The 17353-nt window shown below is 65.7% G+C and carries 18 protein-coding genes; 7 read left to right on the top strand and 11 right to left on the bottom strand.

The window, feature by feature from the left end; translation table 11 throughout:
- Position 1 precedes the first annotated feature (1 nt).
- The 7 genes from BM002_RS08260 to trhO form a co-directional block, all read right to left on the bottom strand.
- Positions 2-814 (bottom strand): hypothetical protein, encoded by an 813-nt coding sequence (locus tag BM002_RS08260; protein WP_139212316.1) that lies wholly within the window; start codon positions 812-814, stop codon positions 2-4.
- 232 nt (positions 815-1046) lie between these two features.
- Positions 1047-2396 (bottom strand): short-chain fatty acid transporter, encoded by a 1350-nt coding sequence (locus BM002_RS08255; protein ID WP_092779395.1) that lies wholly within the window; start codon positions 2394-2396, stop codon positions 1047-1049.
- A 31-nt stretch (positions 2397-2427) separates the two neighbouring features.
- Positions 2428-2919, bottom strand: coding sequence for a GNAT family N-acetyltransferase (locus BM002_RS08250; protein ID WP_092779393.1), 492 nt, complete (start codon positions 2917-2919; stop codon positions 2428-2430).
- Positions 2916-3362 carry a DMT family transporter gene (locus BM002_RS08245; RefSeq protein WP_092779391.1) on the bottom strand — a complete coding sequence of 149 codons (447 nt, stop codon included), beginning with the start codon at positions 3360-3362 and terminating at the stop codon, positions 2916-2918. Before BM002_RS08245 ends, BM002_RS08250 begins: the two co-directional genes overlap by 4 nt.
- The gene (locus BM002_RS08240) at positions 3359-4060 is read right to left on the bottom strand and encodes an alpha/beta fold hydrolase (RefSeq protein WP_092779389.1); all 702 of its coding nucleotides are present in this window, start codon (positions 4058-4060) and stop codon (positions 3359-3361) included. The genes BM002_RS08245 and BM002_RS08240 overlap by 4 nt, the downstream gene beginning before the upstream one ends.
- Positions 4057-5349 carry an NAD(P)/FAD-dependent oxidoreductase gene (locus BM002_RS08235; protein ID WP_092779387.1) on the bottom strand — a complete coding sequence of 431 codons (1293 nt, stop codon included), beginning with the start codon at positions 5347-5349 and terminating at the stop codon, positions 4057-4059. The genes BM002_RS08240 and BM002_RS08235 overlap by 4 nt, the downstream gene beginning before the upstream one ends.
- 203 nt (positions 5350-5552) lie before the next feature.
- Entirely contained in the window at positions 5553-6455 is a 903-nt protein-coding gene (trhO, locus tag BM002_RS08230) for an oxygen-dependent tRNA uridine(34) hydroxylase TrhO (protein WP_092779385.1), read from the bottom strand.
- A 73-nt stretch (positions 6456-6528) separates the two neighbouring features.
- Here trhO and pncA point away from each other — a divergent pair, with 73 nt between their 5' ends.
- From pncA to BM002_RS08210, 4 genes are all read left to right on the top strand, one after another.
- On the top strand, positions 6529-7125 hold the full coding sequence (gene pncA, locus BM002_RS08225; protein WP_092779383.1) for a bifunctional nicotinamidase/pyrazinamidase: 597 nt from the start codon (positions 6529-6531) through the stop codon (positions 7123-7125).
- A gap of 201 nt (positions 7126-7326) precedes the next feature.
- Entirely contained in the window at positions 7327-9036 is a 1710-nt protein-coding gene (locus tag BM002_RS08220; RefSeq protein ID WP_092779381.1) for a BCCT family transporter, read from the top strand.
- Positions 9037-9103: 67 nt separating this feature from the next.
- Entirely contained in the window at positions 9104-9952 is an 849-nt protein-coding gene (locus tag BM002_RS08215; protein ID WP_175484841.1) for a GNAT family N-acetyltransferase, read from the top strand.
- A gap of 79 nt (positions 9953-10031) precedes the next feature.
- Entirely contained in the window at positions 10032-10793 is a 762-nt protein-coding gene (locus BM002_RS08210; RefSeq protein WP_092779377.1) for a YkgJ family cysteine cluster protein, read from the top strand.
- A gap of 70 nt (positions 10794-10863) precedes the next feature.
- On the opposite strand, the gene BM002_RS08205 is transcribed toward BM002_RS08210, so the two are convergent.
- Complete coding sequence (locus BM002_RS08205; protein ID WP_139212315.1) at positions 10864-11586, bottom strand: hypothetical protein; 723 nt, start codon at positions 11584-11586, stop codon at positions 10864-10866.
- 150 nt (positions 11587-11736) lie between these two features.
- Here BM002_RS08205 and pncB point away from each other — a divergent pair, with 150 nt between their 5' ends.
- From pncB to BM002_RS19035, 3 genes are read left to right on the top strand one after another with little or no spacing between them, the layout of a single operon-like run.
- Positions 11737-13029 (top strand): nicotinate phosphoribosyltransferase, encoded by a 1293-nt coding sequence (gene pncB / locus BM002_RS08200; RefSeq protein ID WP_092779373.1) that lies wholly within the window; start codon positions 11737-11739, stop codon positions 13027-13029.
- 58 nt (positions 13030-13087) lie between these two features.
- On the top strand, positions 13088-13573 hold the full coding sequence (locus BM002_RS08195) for a DUF4365 domain-containing protein (protein WP_175484840.1): 486 nt from the start codon (positions 13088-13090) through the stop codon (positions 13571-13573).
- A gap of 26 nt (positions 13574-13599) precedes the next feature.
- Positions 13600-14730: a hypothetical protein gene (locus BM002_RS19035; protein ID WP_139212314.1), complete on the top strand. Its 1131-nt coding sequence runs from the start codon at positions 13600-13602 to the stop codon at positions 14728-14730.
- A 109-nt stretch (positions 14731-14839) separates the two neighbouring features.
- On the opposite strand, the gene arfB is transcribed toward BM002_RS19035, so the two are convergent.
- The 3 genes from arfB to BM002_RS08180 all read right to left on the bottom strand — a co-directional run bounded on the left by arfB (position 14840) and on the right by BM002_RS08180 (position 17352).
- Complete coding sequence (arfB, locus tag BM002_RS08190; protein WP_092779369.1) at positions 14840-15262, bottom strand: alternative ribosome rescue aminoacyl-tRNA hydrolase ArfB; 423 nt, start codon at positions 15260-15262, stop codon at positions 14840-14842.
- 355 nt (positions 15263-15617) lie between these two features.
- On the bottom strand, positions 15618-16214 hold the full coding sequence (locus BM002_RS08185; protein WP_092779367.1) for a queuosine precursor transporter: 597 nt from the start codon (positions 16212-16214) through the stop codon (positions 15618-15620).
- A gap of 61 nt (positions 16215-16275) precedes the next feature.
- A complete protein-coding gene (locus BM002_RS08180; protein WP_092779365.1) occupies positions 16276-17352 on the bottom strand; it encodes an NAD(P)/FAD-dependent oxidoreductase in 1077 nt (358 codons plus the stop codon).
- Position 17353 lies beyond the last annotated feature (1 nt).

Genomic DNA, 17353 nt, shown 5'->3' with positions numbered 1-17353 from the left:
CTCAGGGTTCCATACGGCAGGTCCACCCCCCGCCGATGACATGGTCGCAGCCCTGGGACCGCCGTGCCGGGGCTGGCGCCTTGGCCACCGGGACCAGAAGCGCATCCGCCGCAGGCAGGTCGCCCGCGACCAGTTTGGGCAGGAAGGCGAGCGGCGCACTGACCGACACGCGCAGACCCAGGGTGCCGTCCTCCGCAGCACCGGAGAACCGCACGTCTTCGATGCGGACACCCGCTGCCACCAGTTCCGGCGCAAGGGCGTGGCGGGTGGCAAAGCGGTTCAGTTCGCGTTGGATCGCCTTTTCGATCCAGTTGGGAAATCCGTCCTTGGCGCCGAGACGCAAATCGATACCCACGGTCGTGGCATCGGTCTCAACCGTGACGGCGATATCGCCATGGTGGGTGTGCGAGTCCCTGGAGATGCGGTTCTTGATGCGCAGGCCGAACCGTGTTCGCAGGATGTGCGGGTCGTTGGCATCCGCCCGGCCATGGATCATGTCGCCGTGGCGGTATTTGAAGATCTCCTTGATGCGGAAGTCGTCGGTATCCAGAAGCCGGTCGAGGGCGGCGTCGAGGTTCGGCAGCGCCAGCGTGATCTCGGCTGCGATGCGCCCGTCGACGATTTCGGCATTCAGCCCGGCAAGGGAGACGAGGATGGTCGCCGATGACCCGCGTCCACTGTCGACCGGAATGCTGTGGGATGTAGGCAGACCAAGGGTTTCGGGATCGATGGACAAGGGGCCCGAAGCAAGGGCCGCCGTCGCGATCGAGGTCACGGCAACCCCGTTCAGAAGCTGGGTCAGAAGACGTTTCATGTCGATCTCCAATCTTGAACAAGCACTCAGGTTCGGCGGAAAACGCCTGACCTCAGGTCAAAGGTTGGAGGGACGGGGCAACCGATCAACGGGGACCGCGGCCCCGTTGCGCGCGATCGACCGCGATGGTGCCGCCATGCCACATTGCTGCCGCAAAGATGCCACAGTTGGGTCCGTCGGCCCCAGAAGGTCAGCACTGCGTTCTTGAAACGGGGTCGTTGGACGCCGGGGGTCAGGGCAGGAAGGTCAGGCCGACACCCAGTACCACGCCCGAGACCAGCAGGACCAGCACGCAAAACCCCATGATGTCCCGCGCGCTCAGTCCCGCGACGGCCAGCGCGGGCAGGGCCCAGAATGGCTGGATCATGTTGGTCCAGGCGTCGCCCCAGGCAATCGCCATCAGGACGCGGGCCTTGTCGGCCCCGAGCGCTTCGGCGGCGGGCATGATGATCGGGCCCTGCACCGCCCACTGGCCACCGCCCGACGGGACCAGCACGTTGACGACGCCCGCCGACAGGAACGCGAGCAGGGGCAGGATCGTGGAATTGGCGGCCCCCACGAAGACGTCCGTCAGCGATGCGGCCAGCCCCGATCCGACCATCATCCCCATGACGCCCGCATAGAACGGAAATTGGATCAGGATGCCGCCCACGCCTTTGACGGCCTGATCCAGCCCCCTCAGGAACGCATGGGCCGAGCCGTGCAGCAGGAACGCCGCAAAGAGGAAGGCGAAGTTGACGGTGTTAAGCGTCAGGGAGAACTCGCCCCGGACGACCTGCAACGCCAGGATGGCCAGCCCGAAGCCGCCGATCCCCCGCCCGATCCAAGGCGTGTGCTCCAGACGGGCGGCGGGTGTCCGGGGCGCGACCTCGGGCTCCTCCGCATCTTCGTCCTCCAGATGCAGGTCGCCCGCGCGCACGACCCTGCCGCCGTGGTTCAGCATCATCCGGTTGAGGAAAGGCAGGCCGCAGGCGATCACGGCCAGCAGGATCAGGTTGAAGGGGGCAAAAATCGTCTCGGACGCGGGGATCAGTCCGATCTCGTCCTCGAGGAAGTTGCCGGGCGTCGCCGCCGTCAGCGGGATCGACCCCGACAGCCCCGCGTGCCAGATCAGAAACCCGCTATAGCCTGCCGCGATCAGGACGCGGTAATCGACTTCGGGCACCTCGCGCGCCAACCGCTTGGCGAAGAGCGCGCCGATCACCAGGCCAAAGCCCCAGTTCACGAAACTGGCCGCCAGCGAGACCAGCGTCACCAGCACGATGGCCTGACCCGCTGTCCGCGCCCGCCGCGCGATCCAGCCCAGAAGCCGAGCGAACAGCGGCGTGGTGGCAAAGACGAAGCCCGTGACCAGCACCAGCGCCATCTGCATCGCGAAGGTCAGCAGGTCCCAGAACCCGTCCCCGAAATAGGTCAGCATGTCTGCGGGGGCCGCCCCCTCGACCGCGATGCCGAGGGCGAAGACGAAGAAGGTCAGCAGGATCACGATGACCAGCGGTTCGGGCAGCCAGCGCTGGATGAAACCGTCCAGCGCGCCGGTCAGGCGGCCGATGAAGCCGGGGGAAGGGGAGGTGTCGCTCATGCCCCCGGTGATGCCACGTGGTCGCCCGGCGTCAAGGGTGGGTGGGCGTCGCGTGGATGACCTGCACGGCCCCGAAGCGCTGCGTGCGCCGCACTTCGGGCATTCCGATCCGGTTCAACAGGCGCCGCGCGGGGGCGTTGGCGGCCTGCGTCTCGGCAAGCACCCGGGGCAGGGCGAGGTCGGTCAGCCCGTGCCGGCACAGACGCGCCGCCCCTTCGGACGCCAGCCCCCGACCCCAGACCCCGGGCATCATCTGAAACGACAGCTCCGTGTCCGCGCCGTCATGGTGGGGCGACAGGGACATCAGGCCGACGGCCCCGGTGGACCCGCGCGGCTGGACGCACCAAATCCACGCCTCTGCCAGATAGCGCTCGACGGTTGCGGGCTGCTCTGCCACGGGCACCGGCCCGCCCAGATAGCGACGCACCCGGGGGTCGGAAATCAATGCGGCGACGAAGGCCCCGTCCTTGGCCGACAATGGCCGCAGGGTCAGCCGGTCGCTCTGCAACACCTGCGCCGTCACGAACTCCGCCCGGCCAACTGCGTCAGGGCCAGGCCACCCACCATGGCCACGAGACCAAGCGCGCGCATCGGGGACAGGGGCACCACGCGCGCCCCGAAAAGCCCGAACTGGTCGATCAGGGCGGCGGAAATCATCTGTCCCATAAGGACGAAGAACACCGCGTTGCCAACCCCGAAACTGGGCGCGATGAACGTGACGGACAGGACGTAGAAGGCGATCAGGACACCGGCCAGGAACAAATGCCAGGGCTGACCCGCAACGCGGGTCAAGGCCGCCGGACCCGTCACCGCCAAGGCCGCCCCCGCCGTCACAAGGGCCACGGTGAACAACACCACGGCTGCCGCAGCGGGCGCGCCGATATTGGCCCCGAGCCTTGCGTTCAATGCCGCGAGGATGGGAATGCCGATCCCGGCCGCCAGCATGATGAGCGCCTGATGGGTCATGCGTCGTCCACCCGGGCAAGCCATTGGCGCAGCGCGAGGGTGGTGGCGCCCGGCTGCTCCAGCGTCGGCAGGTGGCCCGCGTTGTTCAGGATGCGCAGCTCGGCCCCCGGGATCAGCTCCGCCATCGATTCGTGGCGATGGACGGGGCAGAGCCGATCCTCGCGCCCGCAGAGCACCAACGCGGGTGCGGTCACGCCGCGCAAGGTCTCCTGCCGGTCGGCACGGGTCATCAGCGCGCGCGACTGGCGCAGGAAGACGTCGGGTCCGAGCGTTTCCGCCATGTGCATCACGGTCTCTAGAATGCCCTCCCGCCCCGGCCCGTCGGCCAGATAGTTCGGCTTCATCTCGTCGCGCATGACGGCGCGCAACTCGCCCCTGCGGATGCGGGCCATCTGCGCTTCGCGGGCTTCGGCGACCTTGGGATGTTCGGCCTTGGGGTTGGTGTCCATCAGGCACAGGCCCGCGATCCGGTCGGGCGCGATGGCCCGCATCTCCATCGCGACGATGCCCCCCATGCTGAGGCCCGCCAGCGCAAAAAGGGGCGGGGCCGCCGCCAGCACCGCCTGGGCCAGCGCGGCGGTGGTGTCGGCCCCGGTGATCGGACTGACCTGCACGGCACGATCCCACAGGGCCGCGATCTGGGGCGCGAACAGGCGCGCATCGCACATCATCCCGGGCAATAGGACGAGCGGCATCATCCGAGCACCGAAAAGCTGCTGGCCGGGTTCGCCTGCCGCAACCGCGAGAAATGGCCAAGGTCGATGGTGTTGCCGGTATAGGGCAGCGTGAACGCCAGCGGCGTGCGGTCGTGATCGCCGCCGCCTTCGCAATGCGCGATCAGGGCGGCCATGATCCGGCCCGCCACGGGGGCGTTCTTGAACTGGTTCCCGCTGGTGCCGCAGGCCATGTAGAACCCCGGCAGGTCGCTGCGGTCATAGATCGGCAGCCAGTCTTCGGTCACGTCATAGATGCCGACCGCCCCGGCCATCCGGCGGGGCAGGGGCACCGTGGGAATCCTCTGGGCATAGCGCATCGCCTGAACCTCTGCCTGTTCGCCGACGGTGTCCCGTTCGGTCGTATCACCTTCGATCCAGTCGGGCGTGTCGCAGGCCGGGCCCTCGGTGCCGACCGACACGCCGCCGCCGACGTCCGGCTTGGCATAGCAGCCGATGTCCGCATCCGACACCACGATCCCGTCGCGCGCCATGTCGAAGTCGGGCGGACCGGGCAGATAGGCCGTCTCCATCCGCTGCGGGCGGGTCGTCACGGCCATGCCGGCGGCGACGCCCGCCATGCGGTTCAGGCGCGACGACGCGGGCCCCCCGACGTTGACCACCACATCCGCCCGCAATTCGCGCCCGTCGGCCAGATGCAGGCCCCGGACGCGGGTGTCGCGCAGGATGCCCGTCACCTCGCCCCGCACGATCTGCGCCCCGCGCGCGGCGGCAGCGGCCAGCAGGTTCTGCGCGGCCAGCGCCGGGTCGCTGACGTAGCCCGCATCCGGCCAGAAGACGCCGCCCGCGATGTTGCCGCCCGTCGGCATGCCGAAGGCGCCGTGGTCCGGGCGGCGGGGCGGCCAGAAGCAGCGCAGGTCGGGTTGCGCCAGCCGCTTGCGAATCGTCTCCGGCTCCCAGACCTCGAAGGGGATGCCCAGGGCCTCGCTATGCTCCATGTTGCGGCGAAGGTCGCCGTTGCTCGCGTGTTTCATCACGAGGCAGCCGACCTTGCGGAACGGCGCCAAAGCCGTGCCATCGGGCAGGCCCAGGTATCCGGCCCAATCCGCCCAGTGGTGCTGTCCTTCCCAGGACAGGGCCGTGCCCTCGCGGGTGGAATAATGCATGCGGATCACGCCGGACGAAGCCGAGGTGGAGCCATGCCCCGCCATCGCGTTGCGGTCGACCGATGTGACGATCCAGCCAGCCCGCGCCAGGGCCAGCGCCGTTGCCGCCCCGATTACGCCCGTTCCGATGACAATCGCCGATCCCATGGCCTGACTGAACACAGTGTTGGTGAACTCGACAACCCATGGTAATCTCGATCCATGGCTTTCGTTTGTGGGAGGAACGGATGACCGACTTCTTTATGCTTGCCGTCGCGGTCTTCGGGGCCGTCGTGCTTGTCCGGCTTCTCACACGTCGCTGGACGCAGCTGGATCGAAGCGAAGAACTCGACCTGTAGTCCGGTCCTGCCCTAGCTGCCCAGGTGACGCGCGCCGCGTGATCTGGCCAGGGCGATCTGTTTCACGCGCTCGCGGAACCGGGCGCGATCGGCGTGGTCGAACTGCTCCACACATTGGTGGCACTGAACGCCCGCTTCATATTCGGGGCGGTCGCAATCCTGCGGCGACAGGGGGCGACGACAGGCGTGACACAGGACGTGCCCGGTTTCCGCAAGACCGTGGCCCACGCTCACGCGGTCGTCGAAGACAAAACATCCGCCCTGCCAGAGGCTGTCTTCCTCGGGGACCTGTTCCAGGTAATTCAGGATGCCGCCCTTCAGATGGACCACATCCTCCACCCCCTCGCCACGCAGGTAGGCCGTCGATTTCTCGCAGCGGATGCCGCCGGTGCAGAACATGGCGATCCGCTTGCCGCGCAGACGCTCGCGATTGGCCTGCCACCAGGCAGGGAATTCGCCGAAGGCCTCGGTTCCCGGATCGACCGCACCCTGAAAGGTGCCGATGGCGACCTCATAGGCATTGCGCGTGTCGATCACGACGGTTCCGGGGTCGCGCACCACAGCGTTCCAGTCCTGCGGCGTCACGTAGTGCCCGACCCCCGCCAACGGATCGACCTCCGGCTGGCCCATGGTCACGATTTCCCGTTTGAGCCGCACTTTCATCCGGCCGAAGGGCGCCTCGGTCGCATTCGCGAATTTCGGGGCGAGGTCTGGGCAACCGGGCAGGGCGCGGATATGGGCCAGCGCCACCTCCAGCCCCTCGGGCCGGGCGGCGATGGTCCCGTTGATCCCCTCGCGCGCCAGCAGAAGCGTGCCCGTCACCCGGTTCGCCTCGCAAACCTCCAGCAGCGGCCCCCGCAGGGCGGCGGGGTCGGCAAAGGGCGTGAAACGGTAGAGCGCTGCGATCCGGTACATGGTCGCGCGGGATAAGCCGTTGCGCCCCGCGCCTCAAGCGCTACCCTCGCGCCATCCCAGACCGGAGACCGACATGACCCGCGCCCTGATTGTCATCGATGTGCAGAACGGCTTTTGCCCCGGCGGCAACCTGGCCGTGCCCGGCGGCGATCAGATCGTGGGCGGGATCAACGCGCTGATGCCGACGTTTGACCATGTGATCCTGACGCAGGACTGGCACCCGGCGGGCCATTCGTCCTTCGCCTCGTCCCATCCGGACAAGTCCCCGTATGAGATGGTCGAGATGCCCTATGGTCCGCAGGTTCTCTGGCCCGATCACTGCATTCAGGGCACGCCCGACGCCGACTTCCATCCCGAACTGGACACGGACCGCGCCCGCGCCGTGATCCGCAAGGGCATGAACCCCGCCGTCGACAGCTATTCCGCGTTCTTCGAGAACGATCGCAAGACGCCCACGGGTCTGGCCGGTCTTCTGCGCACCCTCGACGTGACCGATCTGACCTTCGTCGGCCTGGCCGAGGATTTCTGCGTCAACTATTCCGCCGTCGACGCCGCCGACGCGGGCTTTTCCGTCACCGTCCTGACCGAGCTTTGCCGGGCCATCGACCTGAACGACAGCCTGGCACAGGCGCGCCGGGGCATGACCGAAGCGGGTGTGATTCTGGCTTGATCCCGCCCTCGCCCATGTCAGGCAGGCGCGCCGAACCCCTCCAGAGTCCCGTTCCCGGCGCGCGACGGATCAGTCGTCCAAGCCGATTTCGGCATAAATAGGGTCGAATTCGGCCCTATTCCCGGAAAACTGCTTTTTTTGTTTCGTGTTGAAGCGAATTGCGCGCAGGCTGACGCCGGGAATTGAGTGAGGAGGCACCAAATGTCCAAAGATATCGACCCACCGTTGACTCAGCTGTCCATCAAGACAAGCGAGGGCGGCTTCTACAACGGCTTCGCGACCAGCGTCGCGGTTCCGGGCAAGATCATCATCAGCTCGCTGTGCGTCTGGGCCATTTTCTGGCCCATCCAGTCCGGAGCGGTCCTCAACGGAATGAACAGCTTCATCCTGCAGAACTTCGCCGCCTGGTACGTCTGGGTCGTGGCGTTCTTCGTCGCGGTCTGCCTGGGTCTCGCGATCTGGCCGACGGGGGGTCGGATGAACCTGGGTCTCGAGGGCGAAAAGCCCGAGTTCGGCAACTTCTCGTGGTTCTCCATGATGTTCGGCGCGGGCATCGGGGTCGGCATGCTGACCTGGTCCGTGGCGGAACCCGTCTATCACTTCCAGAACAACCCTGATGTCATCAAGGGGCTGGCCACGGCAAGCGGCGCCGACAACGTCATGAACGCCTACAAATGGTCCTATCTGCATTGGGGTCTTGCGGCCTGGGCCTGCTACGCGGTCGCGGGCCTGTGCCTTGCGTTCTTCACCTATCGTCGCGGCCTGCCGTTGACGATCCGGTCGGCCCTGACGCCCTTGTTCGGTCGGCACCTGTCGGGTGTGCTGGGTCACATCATCGACATCGTCGCCGTCATCGCCACCATTCTGGGCGTCGCCCAGACCCTGGGTTTCGGCGTGGCGCAGTTCGCGGCGGGCCTGACCCGCATCGGGATCGGCGGTCTGACCGACGCCGAGGGCGCGGTGACCACCTTCGGCATCATCACCGCCCTGCTGGTGATCATGGGGGCTTCGACCCTGTCGGCGCTCTCGGGCGTGGGCAAGGGCATCAAGTGGCTCTCCAACATCAACATGGGTCTTTCGATCATCCTTCTGACCTTCTTCATCCTCTTCGGGGCCACGTTCTTCGGCTTCCAGGCGATGACGGTCGGCCTGTTCGACTACCTTGTCGCAACACCCGCCATGCTGGTCACGGTCTGGGGCAATGACGGGGTCGAGGGGTCCGTCGCGGCACAACTCGCCGGATGGCAGGGCAGCTGGACGGTCTTCTACTGGGCCTGGTGGATTGCCTTCGCCCCCTTCGTGGGCCTGTTCCTGGCGCGCATCTCCCGGGGTCGCACGATCCGGGAATTCGTTCTGGGGGCGATGATCGTGCCCGCGCTGATGTGCTTTGTCTGGTTCGCCTGGGCCGGTGGCACCGCCATCGACCTCGAACTGAACGGCACGGCCAACGGGTCGATCTTCGGGGCGCCCGACGGGGACAAGATCTTCGCGATGACGACGCTGATGTTGCAGCCGATCTCGGAAATCCTGTCCTGGGGCATGTCGCTCCTGATCGTGGTCCTGCTGATGACGTTCCTCGTGACGTCGGCGGACTCGGCCGTTCTGATCGTGAACACGATCAACGCGGCCGGCGACGAAGGGCCCAAGGCGCGTCCGCACATCCTGTTCTGGGGTGTGGCTCTGGGCGTCGTCGTGGCGGGATTGCTCGTGTCGGGCGGAACCTCGGCGATCCAAACGGCCATGGTCATCGGCGCGTTGCCCTTCTCGGCGGTCATGGTGCTGATGTGCATCTCGCTGCTCAAGGCGATCTGGAACGATGGCCGCCGCCAGCGCGCGGGCGTCGCCACCACCCACGACAAGATCGAGGGCGCGAGCGCTCCGGTCCTGGGCGCGGGCATCCCGGCTGAGTGACCCGACTGCACTAGATCGAGGGGGGCGCCTTTCGGGGCGCCCTTTTCCGTTTGAACCGGAGAAGCCGATGATCGACATCCGAACCGCCCAGGACATCGCGGATGCGGACCTTTGCGCAGCGATGAACGACGCCTTTTCCGACTACGCCGTGCCGATGCAGCTGACCGAGGATGCGTTCGCCACCATGATGCGGCAACGCGGGCTGGACCGCGCGGCGTCCTTCGTGGCCGTCGTCGAGGGGTCGATCGCCGCGATCTGGCTTGTCTCGCATCGCGACGACCGCGCCTATCTCATCGCCAGCGGAACGCGCCCCGTCTTTCGGTCGCGGGGCCTGGCCCGGCAATTGGCCGAGGCCTGCCTTGCCGAGTTGCGCAGGCGCGGCGTCCGTTCCTTCCAGACCGAGGTGATGGACGGCAACGACATCGCGGCGGGCCTCTATTTCGGGCTTGGCATGACGGTGGCCCGGTGGCTCGATTGCGCGACCATCCCGGCCCCCACGGCGACGCAGCGGGCCTCTGCCGACATCGTCACCGTCCCTTGGGACGCCATCGTCGACGCCGCTCCGCGCCTGCGGTCCTGGGGTCCGACGTGGCAGAACAGCGACCGCTCCCTCGCCGCAATCCCGGACCGTCTGACCTGCCTGCTCCTGCGCGATGCCAGCGGGCCGACGGGCTATCTTGCGGCCATCACCGCCACCGGCACCGTTGCCCAGATCGCGGTCCGTGCGGACCGTCGCCGACGGGGCTTGGGCCGCTCCCTGATCTCCGCCGCTCAGGCCACCTTTGGCGCGACACCCCTCCGGGTGTTCAACGTTCAGGCCGACGATGCGGGTTTCGCGGCTTTCCTGCATGCTTTGGGCGCGATCCCCCAGATCGGTCAACGCGAACTCGTGATGCCCCTGCGACCATCGCGCTGACTGCGGCGCCGAACCCCCTTTCGCCGCCCCCATGGCTTTGGTCTAAGCGCATCTGACCTGACCCGCGCCCGGAGGCCCCATGGCCCGATCCCCCCGCACCGCCCGCCGCGCCGCCCGCAAGGGCCCGGCCACCGACCTGCCCGCCCTGCGCGAGGCGATTGCGACGGCACGTCTTCCGGGGGCTGCACCCCAGGTCACCGAACAGGCGCGAAGCCTGCTCCTAGCCTGGCTGGGCGCGCAACGGGGCACCTTCGCCGCCACTGTCCGCGCCCTGTCCGACGGAGAGGCCGCACGCACCATAGCCCAGGCCCTCATCGACCGCAGCGCCGCGCCCGAGGGGCTGGACTGCGCGGCGGGCTGCGCCTTCTGCTGCATCCTTCCGGGGGACGACGGCGGCACCATCACCGCGTCCGAGGCCCGCGCCCTCCATGCCGCCCTCACTCCGCTCCGGGGCCAACCGGATGGCCGCGACTGGCACCCGCAGGGCTGTCCGTCGCTTGACCCCGAAACCCGCCTCTGCCGCGCCTATGATGCGCGCCCGATGATCTGCCGCACCTACGTGAGCCGTGACGTCACCGCCTGCGAGGCCATTGCCGAGGGCGACGCCAGGCCCGGCACCGGCACCCTCCCGGCGCAGATCATCCACATCACCGCCCAATCCCTCGCCCGCGCCGCCCTCAAGGGCATCACCCTCGCGCCGACCCACGGGCTGGCCACCCTGGCCGCCGCCGCCCTCGACGGACAGGATATCGATGCCGCCTTGCGGGCCAGCCGCCATGCGCCGACCTCTCTCGATGCCGAACGCCGCCGCCTGTCGCGCGGTCTGGGGTCGGCGCGATAGCGGTCAGCCGTCGATCCGATGCGGAGCGGCATGTGTCGTTCGATGTGACGGTTCCGCCGCCCGCCGCCGGTCAGTTGCCGGACATCAAGCTGACCATCATCCCCGGGTTCGTCAGGAACGGGCCATAGAAGGGCAAGCCCAGGATGATCACGACAAGGGCCGCCTTGCGCAGCCAGCGCAGACCTCCGCCCGATGTCCGGCTCGAACGCGTCGCCGCCTTGCGCCGCTTTGCATCCCCGGTACGTACCGCGTCATCTGCGGCCTGCGCCGCGCGAACATGGGTCTCCGTGGGCCAGTCGGGTGACGGCTCACCGGCCTTGTGCTCCAGCTGCGCCGCGGCGTCGAGGCAGACGTTCATGACCTCCTGCCACCTCGTATCGCCCTGCTTGGCCGCCGCCAGCGCCTGCATCCGCGATTCATGCGCCCAGAGCAGACGCGTGTCGAACCCGCCCCGGAACCGGTCCCATCCGTTCTCATGGGCCTTCAACGTCTCCAGCAGGGTCTTGAACTTGCGCATCCTGTGGCGGTCTTCCAGCAGGTCGAACCGCTCGATCGGGGCCGTCCCGCCGGATTCGACAAATCCGAACCCCGCCGCCTCCATCGCCTCGCGCAGCCAGGTCGGGGCCTGCCGCAACGCCTCTACCGCCGCCGGATCGCGAAACAGCAGCACGGTGTTCGCCACGCTCTCGGCCTCGATCCCGGCGGCGCGCAGTGCTGCGGCCCGCTCCTCGTCCTCGAACATCTCGCGCGGCATCAGGTAATGCACGTCCACATGATAACTTGGCTGCGGCATCTCGGGCCTCTTGCTGTTTCCTGCCCGTCACCCTTCCGCCGCTCCATGGCCCGACAATGACCACAACGGGGCAATTCCCGGCCCCCCGGGGCAATCACCCCTTCCGCGCCGCGCCGCCGTTTGCTCTAGTACCCCCCGGAGGACCGACCCATGCACGACATCGCCACCCGCGTCTGGAACCACAAATGGAAGATCGACCCGATCGTCCGGTCCCTGATCGACACCGACTTCTACAAACTGCTCATGTGCCAGTCGGTGTTCCGCAACCACCCCACCACGCAGGTGACCTTCTCGCTTATCAACCGCTCCACCCATATCCCCCTCGCGCACCTCATCGACGAATCCGAACTGCGCGAACAACTCGACCACGTGCGCACGCTTTCGCTCACCCGGGGCGAATCCACCTGGCTCAGGGGCAACACCTTCTACGGCAAACGCCAGATGTTCACGCCCGCCTTCATGGAGTGGTTCGAACAGCTCCGCCTGCCGCCCTACGACCTGCAACGGGTGGGCGACCAGTACGAACTGACCTTCGCGGGCACCTGGCCCGAGGTGATGCTCTGGGAAATCCCCGCCCTCGCGATCCTGATGGAACTGCGCTCCCGCGCTGTCCTCGCCACCATGGGCCGGTTCGAGCTGCAGGTCCTCTACGCCCGCGCCATGACCCGCGTCTGGGAAAAGGTGGAACGCCTGCGCCCGCTCGAAAACCTGCGCCTCGCCGACTTCGGCACCCGCCGCCGCCACGGCTTCCTGTGGCAGGACTGGTGCGTCCAGGCGATGCAGGAGGGGCTGGGCGACAACTTCACCGGCACCTCCAATTGCCTCATCGCCAAGAACCGGGATGTGGAGGCCATCGGCACCAACGCCCACGAACTCCCCATGGTCTATGCCGCCCTCGCCCCCGATGACGCGGCTCTGGCCCGCGCCCCCTATGACGTGCTGGCCGACTGGCACGAGGAGCATTCGGGCAACCTGCGCATCATCCTGCCCGACACCTACGGGACCCAGGGGTTTCTCGACAACGCGCCCGACTGGCTGGCGGGCTGGACGGGCATCCGCATCGATTCGGGCGACCCCGCGACGGGGGCCGAAACCGCGATCCGCTGGTGGCAGTCACGGGGGGAGGACCCGCGCGACAAGCTGATCATCTTCTCGGACGGGCTGGACGTCGACAAGATCTGCGCCCTCCACGCCCAGTTCTCGGGCCGCGTCCGGGTGTCGTTTGGGTGGGGGACGTTGCTGACCAATGATTTCCGCGGTCTGGTCGCGGATGACGCCCTGGCCCCGTTCTCTCTGGTCTGCAAGGCGGTCGAGGCGGACGGCCGCGCCACGGTCAAACTGTCGGACAACCCCAAGAAGGCCATGGGGCCTGCCGCCGAGATCGAGCGCTACAAGCGGGTGTTTGGGGTGGGGCGGCAGAAGGCTATGGAGGTTGTGGTTTGACTACGCGGAATGCCGCCATATTTTTGCCTCAAAGTAACGCAGATTGCTACTCATGCTCTTGACACCTACACTTCGCGAAGAAGCTGTGACGAAAGCTTATGTAAAGGCGCTGGCTGCACGGCTGGGATACGTTGCTTCCGAGCAAGACTTCGACGTTGATGGGGTTGATATTCAGCTCCGTGACGGAGGGGATATGCTTCCAACTCTCGATATTCAGCTGAAAGGAACTGTAAACTTGCCAGCTGACGACGATGGAGTGATTAAATATCCATTAAAACAGAGAAATTATGATCTCTTGATTGGAAATACTATAGTCCCCAGAATACTAGTTCTGTGCGGATTAGAAAGGTGTTCCGAGGAGTGGATTGTCTGTGGTGACGAGAGCCTTTTGATTAAGCAAAAGGCGTACTGGATGTCATTGAATGGTTTTCCGCAGACATCGAATACGACTTCTACCACTATATCGATTCCGTCCTCGCAGCGGTTCAATGAAATATCTCTCCCGTTGATTATGAACAGGATACGAAAAAGGCAAGTCTTGTGAGTACGTCTTCGATTGATCGTGACGCATTGGCTGCGGTGTCGCCGTCGGCACTGGCTGCTATGGCGCGGAATTACGGTTGGGAGAAAACCGAAGCATATAGAGATATCGCAGATGTCTATGTGCGCAGTGCTGGTCCCGAAATCATTATCCCGCGCACGGATAAATTTTTAGACTACACTTCAGTAGTCCAAAGAATAATGGATATCTTCTCAAGAAATACGGATCAGCCTTTAATTTCAATTTTTAAGTCTCTGATTGACGCGGAACATGACGTGATTAGGTTTCGTGCTAGGGGGCATGACGATGATGGGACAATATCGCTGCAAAGAGGGCTGAATTTGATCAGTCAAGCGAGGGAAGTCTTGTTAGCTGCAGCGTGCTCCACAGTCAATCCGCAAGCAGTTTATAGGGCGGGAGCGAACAAGGATGCGAACGAGTATCTCGAAAGAGTGCGCTTGGGGCAAACGGAAGTGGGTAGCTTCATAGCCCCGATACTTGCTCCAGTTCCTCCCTCTCTGCAAATGAATTTGTCCGAGGATTGGCCTGAAATGCGCGATGATCCATTTGAGCGACAAGTAACGCGGCGACTCGCAACTGGATTGAGAGCAATTCAGGTTGGTATCGGTGAGGCAGTTTCTGGAAACGCTATGGAGTTCTTTGAAAGCTCTGTCGGCGTGGGGGTAAGCGCGAACCTCTGTGAGGCTATTGCCAACATTATCGACAAAACGGACGAAATAGATTTGTCGATAAATTGGGCGACAACTAGACCAACACCTGAGAAGTTCTCTTGCTATTCGTTCACTGAGAACGATTCGGCGATTCTAAGGGAAGCAGCTAGAAAGTTTAAGGAAAAGCGACCTAAACCCAATCAAACACTGATTGCGTCCGTCAAGCGTTTGTCAAGAGACACAGGCAGTAAGGATGGGATTGTTACTTTTAAAGCGGATTTCGAAGGGAAAAGCCAATCGGTAGTCGCACAGCTTTCGCAGGAGCAGTATCATACTGCAATTTCCGCTCATCGAGACAAGAAGCCCGTTGCTGTCACCGGCGACCTTGAGCGAACAGGTCAGCGATGGCAGCTCGGAAACCCAGAAATCCGCATTCTAGAGATCGGACTGTGGGAAGATGATGATGACGAAAGCGTAGAAGAGGTTTGAAGTAAGAGTAGCGTGGGCCTCCAACCCACTATCTATCCAACCACGACCCACCCTCCGAACGGCGGGGTGAACCCCGCCCTACGCCCGCGCGCCAACCACACTACCGGCCCTAAACATCCTCCACCCCACCCCTCAACGCCTTGACCTCCCCCCGCTTCTTCTTCGCCTCCACGCGCTTGCGCTTCTGGTTGGCGGAGACGCGGGTTTTGACGCGGGGTTTGGGGGTCACGGTGGCGGCGCGGATCAGGTCGGTCAGGCGGTCGCGGGCGATTTCGCGGTTGCGGGCCTGGCTGCGTTCTTCGGACACCTGCAGCACCACCGCCCCGTCCTTCGTCCACCGCCGCCCCGCCAGCCGCCGCAGCCGCGTCTTGACCGGGCCGGGCAGGGACGGGGAGCGCTCCGCTTCGAACCGCAGTTCCACCGCCGACGACACCTTGTTGACGTTCTGCCCGCCCGGGCCCGACGCGCGCACGAAGCTTTCGGTGATTTCCCAGTCGGCGATCTCGATCTTGTCTGTGATGCGCAGCGGCATGGCGGCTCCGGGGGCGTGGGCGTGGGCGGACTTACGTCGGACGTATATCCGACGTGGATCACCCGTGCATCACCCCTGAAATTCAGCGCCGCTCCGGGGTCGCCGCAGGACCCGTGGGCCGAACGGAAAGAAGGCCGCCCTTCGACACGGGGCGGCCTTCCGAAAGTTCAGGAGGTGGGGTCGGTTAGAGAGCCCTCAACCTGTTGATATCACGTGGTAAGGGCTGCCTCAGCCACGCGTCTCCAGGATTGTCCCGACGCACTTCTCCACCATCTTTCTTGACACTGGATCACCTCCTTTCAATGGGTTGCCGATGACCCGAAAGTGGCACACATCTGGTATGCGTCAACCCCCTTTAAGCAACCCGTTGTGCAAACTTTCGCGTAATGGCCCAAAAAGGCACCAGCGCCAAAAGCGCGACCGCGATCTTGACGGACCAGTCCGCCAAAGCCAGCCCGACCCAGAGCGGCCCCACAGCCGTCGCCTCCTGCGCCCAGGATACGTCGCCCCAAGCCACGGGAAACGCGAGGAAACCGGCGAAGGCGATGGTGAAGAACAGCGCCGTATCCACCACCGACCCGATCACCGAGGAGGTCAGCGGTGCGACGAACCACTGCCGCTCCCGCAGGCGCGAGAAGACGGCAAGGTCGATCATCTGCGCCACAAGGAACGCCAGCCCCGACGCCATCGCGATGCGCAGCGTCACAAGCGGCCCGAACTCGCCCATGATCTGTGTCCCGATCAGCGAGCAGACAAGCCCGACGGCAAAGCCCGCGAGCACGACGACCCGCGCCTTTTGCGGCCCGTAAAGGCGGTTGGTGACGTCCGTGACGAGGAAGGCCAGCGGATAGCTGAACGCCCCCCAGGTGAGCCATCCGTCGGCGATCAGGAACTGGACCCCGATGTTGGAGGCGACGACGATCAGCCCCATGGCGAGAATTGCGAAGATCATGATGTAAGTCCGTTTTTACATGGTGGTCGGAGACATGGCCCCGGCGGGGCAGGGGGGCCGATTAATCCCGACCGGGGCCGGGCGCAAGCCCCGCGGTGCCGAAGGCTTCGGGAATGTCGCCCTGTCCGGTCAGCATAAGGTCGGCCATGACCTCGGCCACCTTGGGGGCCATGCCGAAGCCGATCTTGAAACCGCCATTGGCGATGAAATGCCCGGGCCGTCCGGGCCATGGTCCCAGAAGCGGCGCCCGCGACCGGGCCCGGGGCCGCACCCCCGCCCATCTGGTCAGAACCCGCGCCGCCGCCAATGCGGGCACCGCCGCAACGGCGCGCGCCAGAACCGTGTCCAATTGCGCGTCGGTTCCGGTTCTGTCGAAGTCCCGCTCGGAGGTGGAGCCGATGGCCGTGGTCCCATCCGCATGGGGCACGATGTGCAACCCGTCGGCATAGAGCTGTGGCAGATCGCGACGGTCCAGATCCAGAAGGACCGCCTGACCCTTGACCCCGCCACCCGCCGCGCGGCCCTGCGTGTCGGTCATCGCGGCAAGCCCGGTCCATCCGGTGGCGTGCAGCGTCAGGCCCCGCGCCTCTCCCGATGTCTCGATCCGCCCGCCGGTGGCGCAGATCGCGGCGGCCAATGCATCGCAGGCGCGGCGCGGGTGGATCCGCGCGCTGAGTGTGTCGCGAATGACCTGCGCCGTGCCAGGGGACCAATCGTCGGGTGCCGCGACCACGTCCCAGACCGCCTGACCCCGCCACAATTCGGCGGCTCCGACCCCGCGCGCTTCGGCCCGGGTCAGCGCCTCGGCGTCGGGGATCGGCTGCAACCGACCCGTGCGCGCATAGCCGGGCGCGCCGCCGCCCGCCTGCACCACGTCCGCCCACCACGCCTCGGCCATCAGAAGACTGTCGAGCTGGAAGGCCTTCTTGTCGTTCCATTGTTCGGGCACATGGGGGGCCAGCGCGCCGACGATGCCGCCGGACGCCCCCGCGCCGACACCCGCCGGGTCGATGACCTGCACCCGCGCGCCGCGCCGCGCCAGGGCCCAGGCACAGGACAGGCCGAAAATGCCCGCGCCGAATACGGTGACGTCGATTGCCAAGGCCTGCCTCTTCCTGTCCTGTCCGACTGAGGGCATA

Source organism: Jannaschia pohangensis, from assembly GCF_900113875.1.
Taxonomy (GTDB): Bacteria; Pseudomonadota; Alphaproteobacteria; order Rhodobacterales; family Rhodobacteraceae; genus Jannaschia; species Jannaschia pohangensis.
This window is presented reverse-complemented; position numbering and strand designations above follow the sequence as displayed.

Bases quoted from the DNA above. Each gene is read 5' to 3' on its own strand.
- BM002_RS08240 (WP_092779389.1), bottom strand. From the start codon at position 4,060: ATGATGCCGCTCGTCCTATTGCCCGGGATGATGTGCGATGCGCGCCTG.
- BM002_RS08235 (WP_092779387.1), bottom strand. From the start codon at position 5,349: ATGGGATCGGCGATTGTCATCGGAACGGGCGTAATCGGGGCGGCAACG.
- BM002_RS08205 (WP_139212315.1), bottom strand. From the start codon at position 11,586: ATGCCGCAGCCAAGTTATCATGTGGACGTGCATTACCTGATGCCGCGC.
- BM002_RS08220 (WP_092779381.1), top strand. From the start codon at position 7,327: ATGTCCAAAGATATCGACCCACCGTTGACTCAGCTGTCCATCAAGACA.
- BM002_RS08185 (WP_092779367.1), bottom strand. From the start codon at position 16,214: ATGATCTTCGCAATTCTCGCCATGGGGCTGATCGTCGTCGCCTCCAAC.
- pncA (WP_092779383.1), top strand. From the start codon at position 6,529: ATGACCCGCGCCCTGATTGTCATCGATGTGCAGAACGGCTTTTGCCCC.
- BM002_RS08260 (WP_139212316.1), bottom strand. From the start codon at position 814: ATGAAACGTCTTCTGACCCAGCTTCTGAACGGGGTTGCCGTGACCTCG.
- BM002_RS08255 (WP_092779395.1), bottom strand. From the start codon at position 2,396: ATGAGCGACACCTCCCCTTCCCCCGGCTTCATCGGCCGCCTGACCGGC.
- BM002_RS08245 (WP_092779391.1), bottom strand. From the start codon at position 3,362: ATGACCCATCAGGCGCTCATCATGCTGGCGGCCGGGATCGGCATTCCC.
- BM002_RS08215 (WP_175484841.1), top strand. From the start codon at position 9,104: ATGATCGACATCCGAACCGCCCAGGACATCGCGGATGCGGACCTTTGC.
- pncB (WP_092779373.1), top strand. From the start codon at position 11,737: ATGCACGACATCGCCACCCGCGTCTGGAACCACAAATGGAAGATCGAC.
- trhO (WP_092779385.1), bottom strand. From the start codon at position 6,455: ATGTACCGGATCGCAGCGCTCTACCGTTTCACGCCCTTTGCCGACCCC.
- arfB (WP_092779369.1), bottom strand. From the start codon at position 15,262: ATGCCGCTGCGCATCACAGACAAGATCGAGATCGCCGACTGGGAAATC.
- BM002_RS08180 (WP_092779365.1), bottom strand. From the start codon at position 17,352: ATGCCCTCAGTCGGACAGGACAGGAAGAGGCAGGCCTTGGCAATCGAC.
- BM002_RS08210 (WP_092779377.1), top strand. From the start codon at position 10,032: ATGGCCCGATCCCCCCGCACCGCCCGCCGCGCCGCCCGCAAGGGCCCG.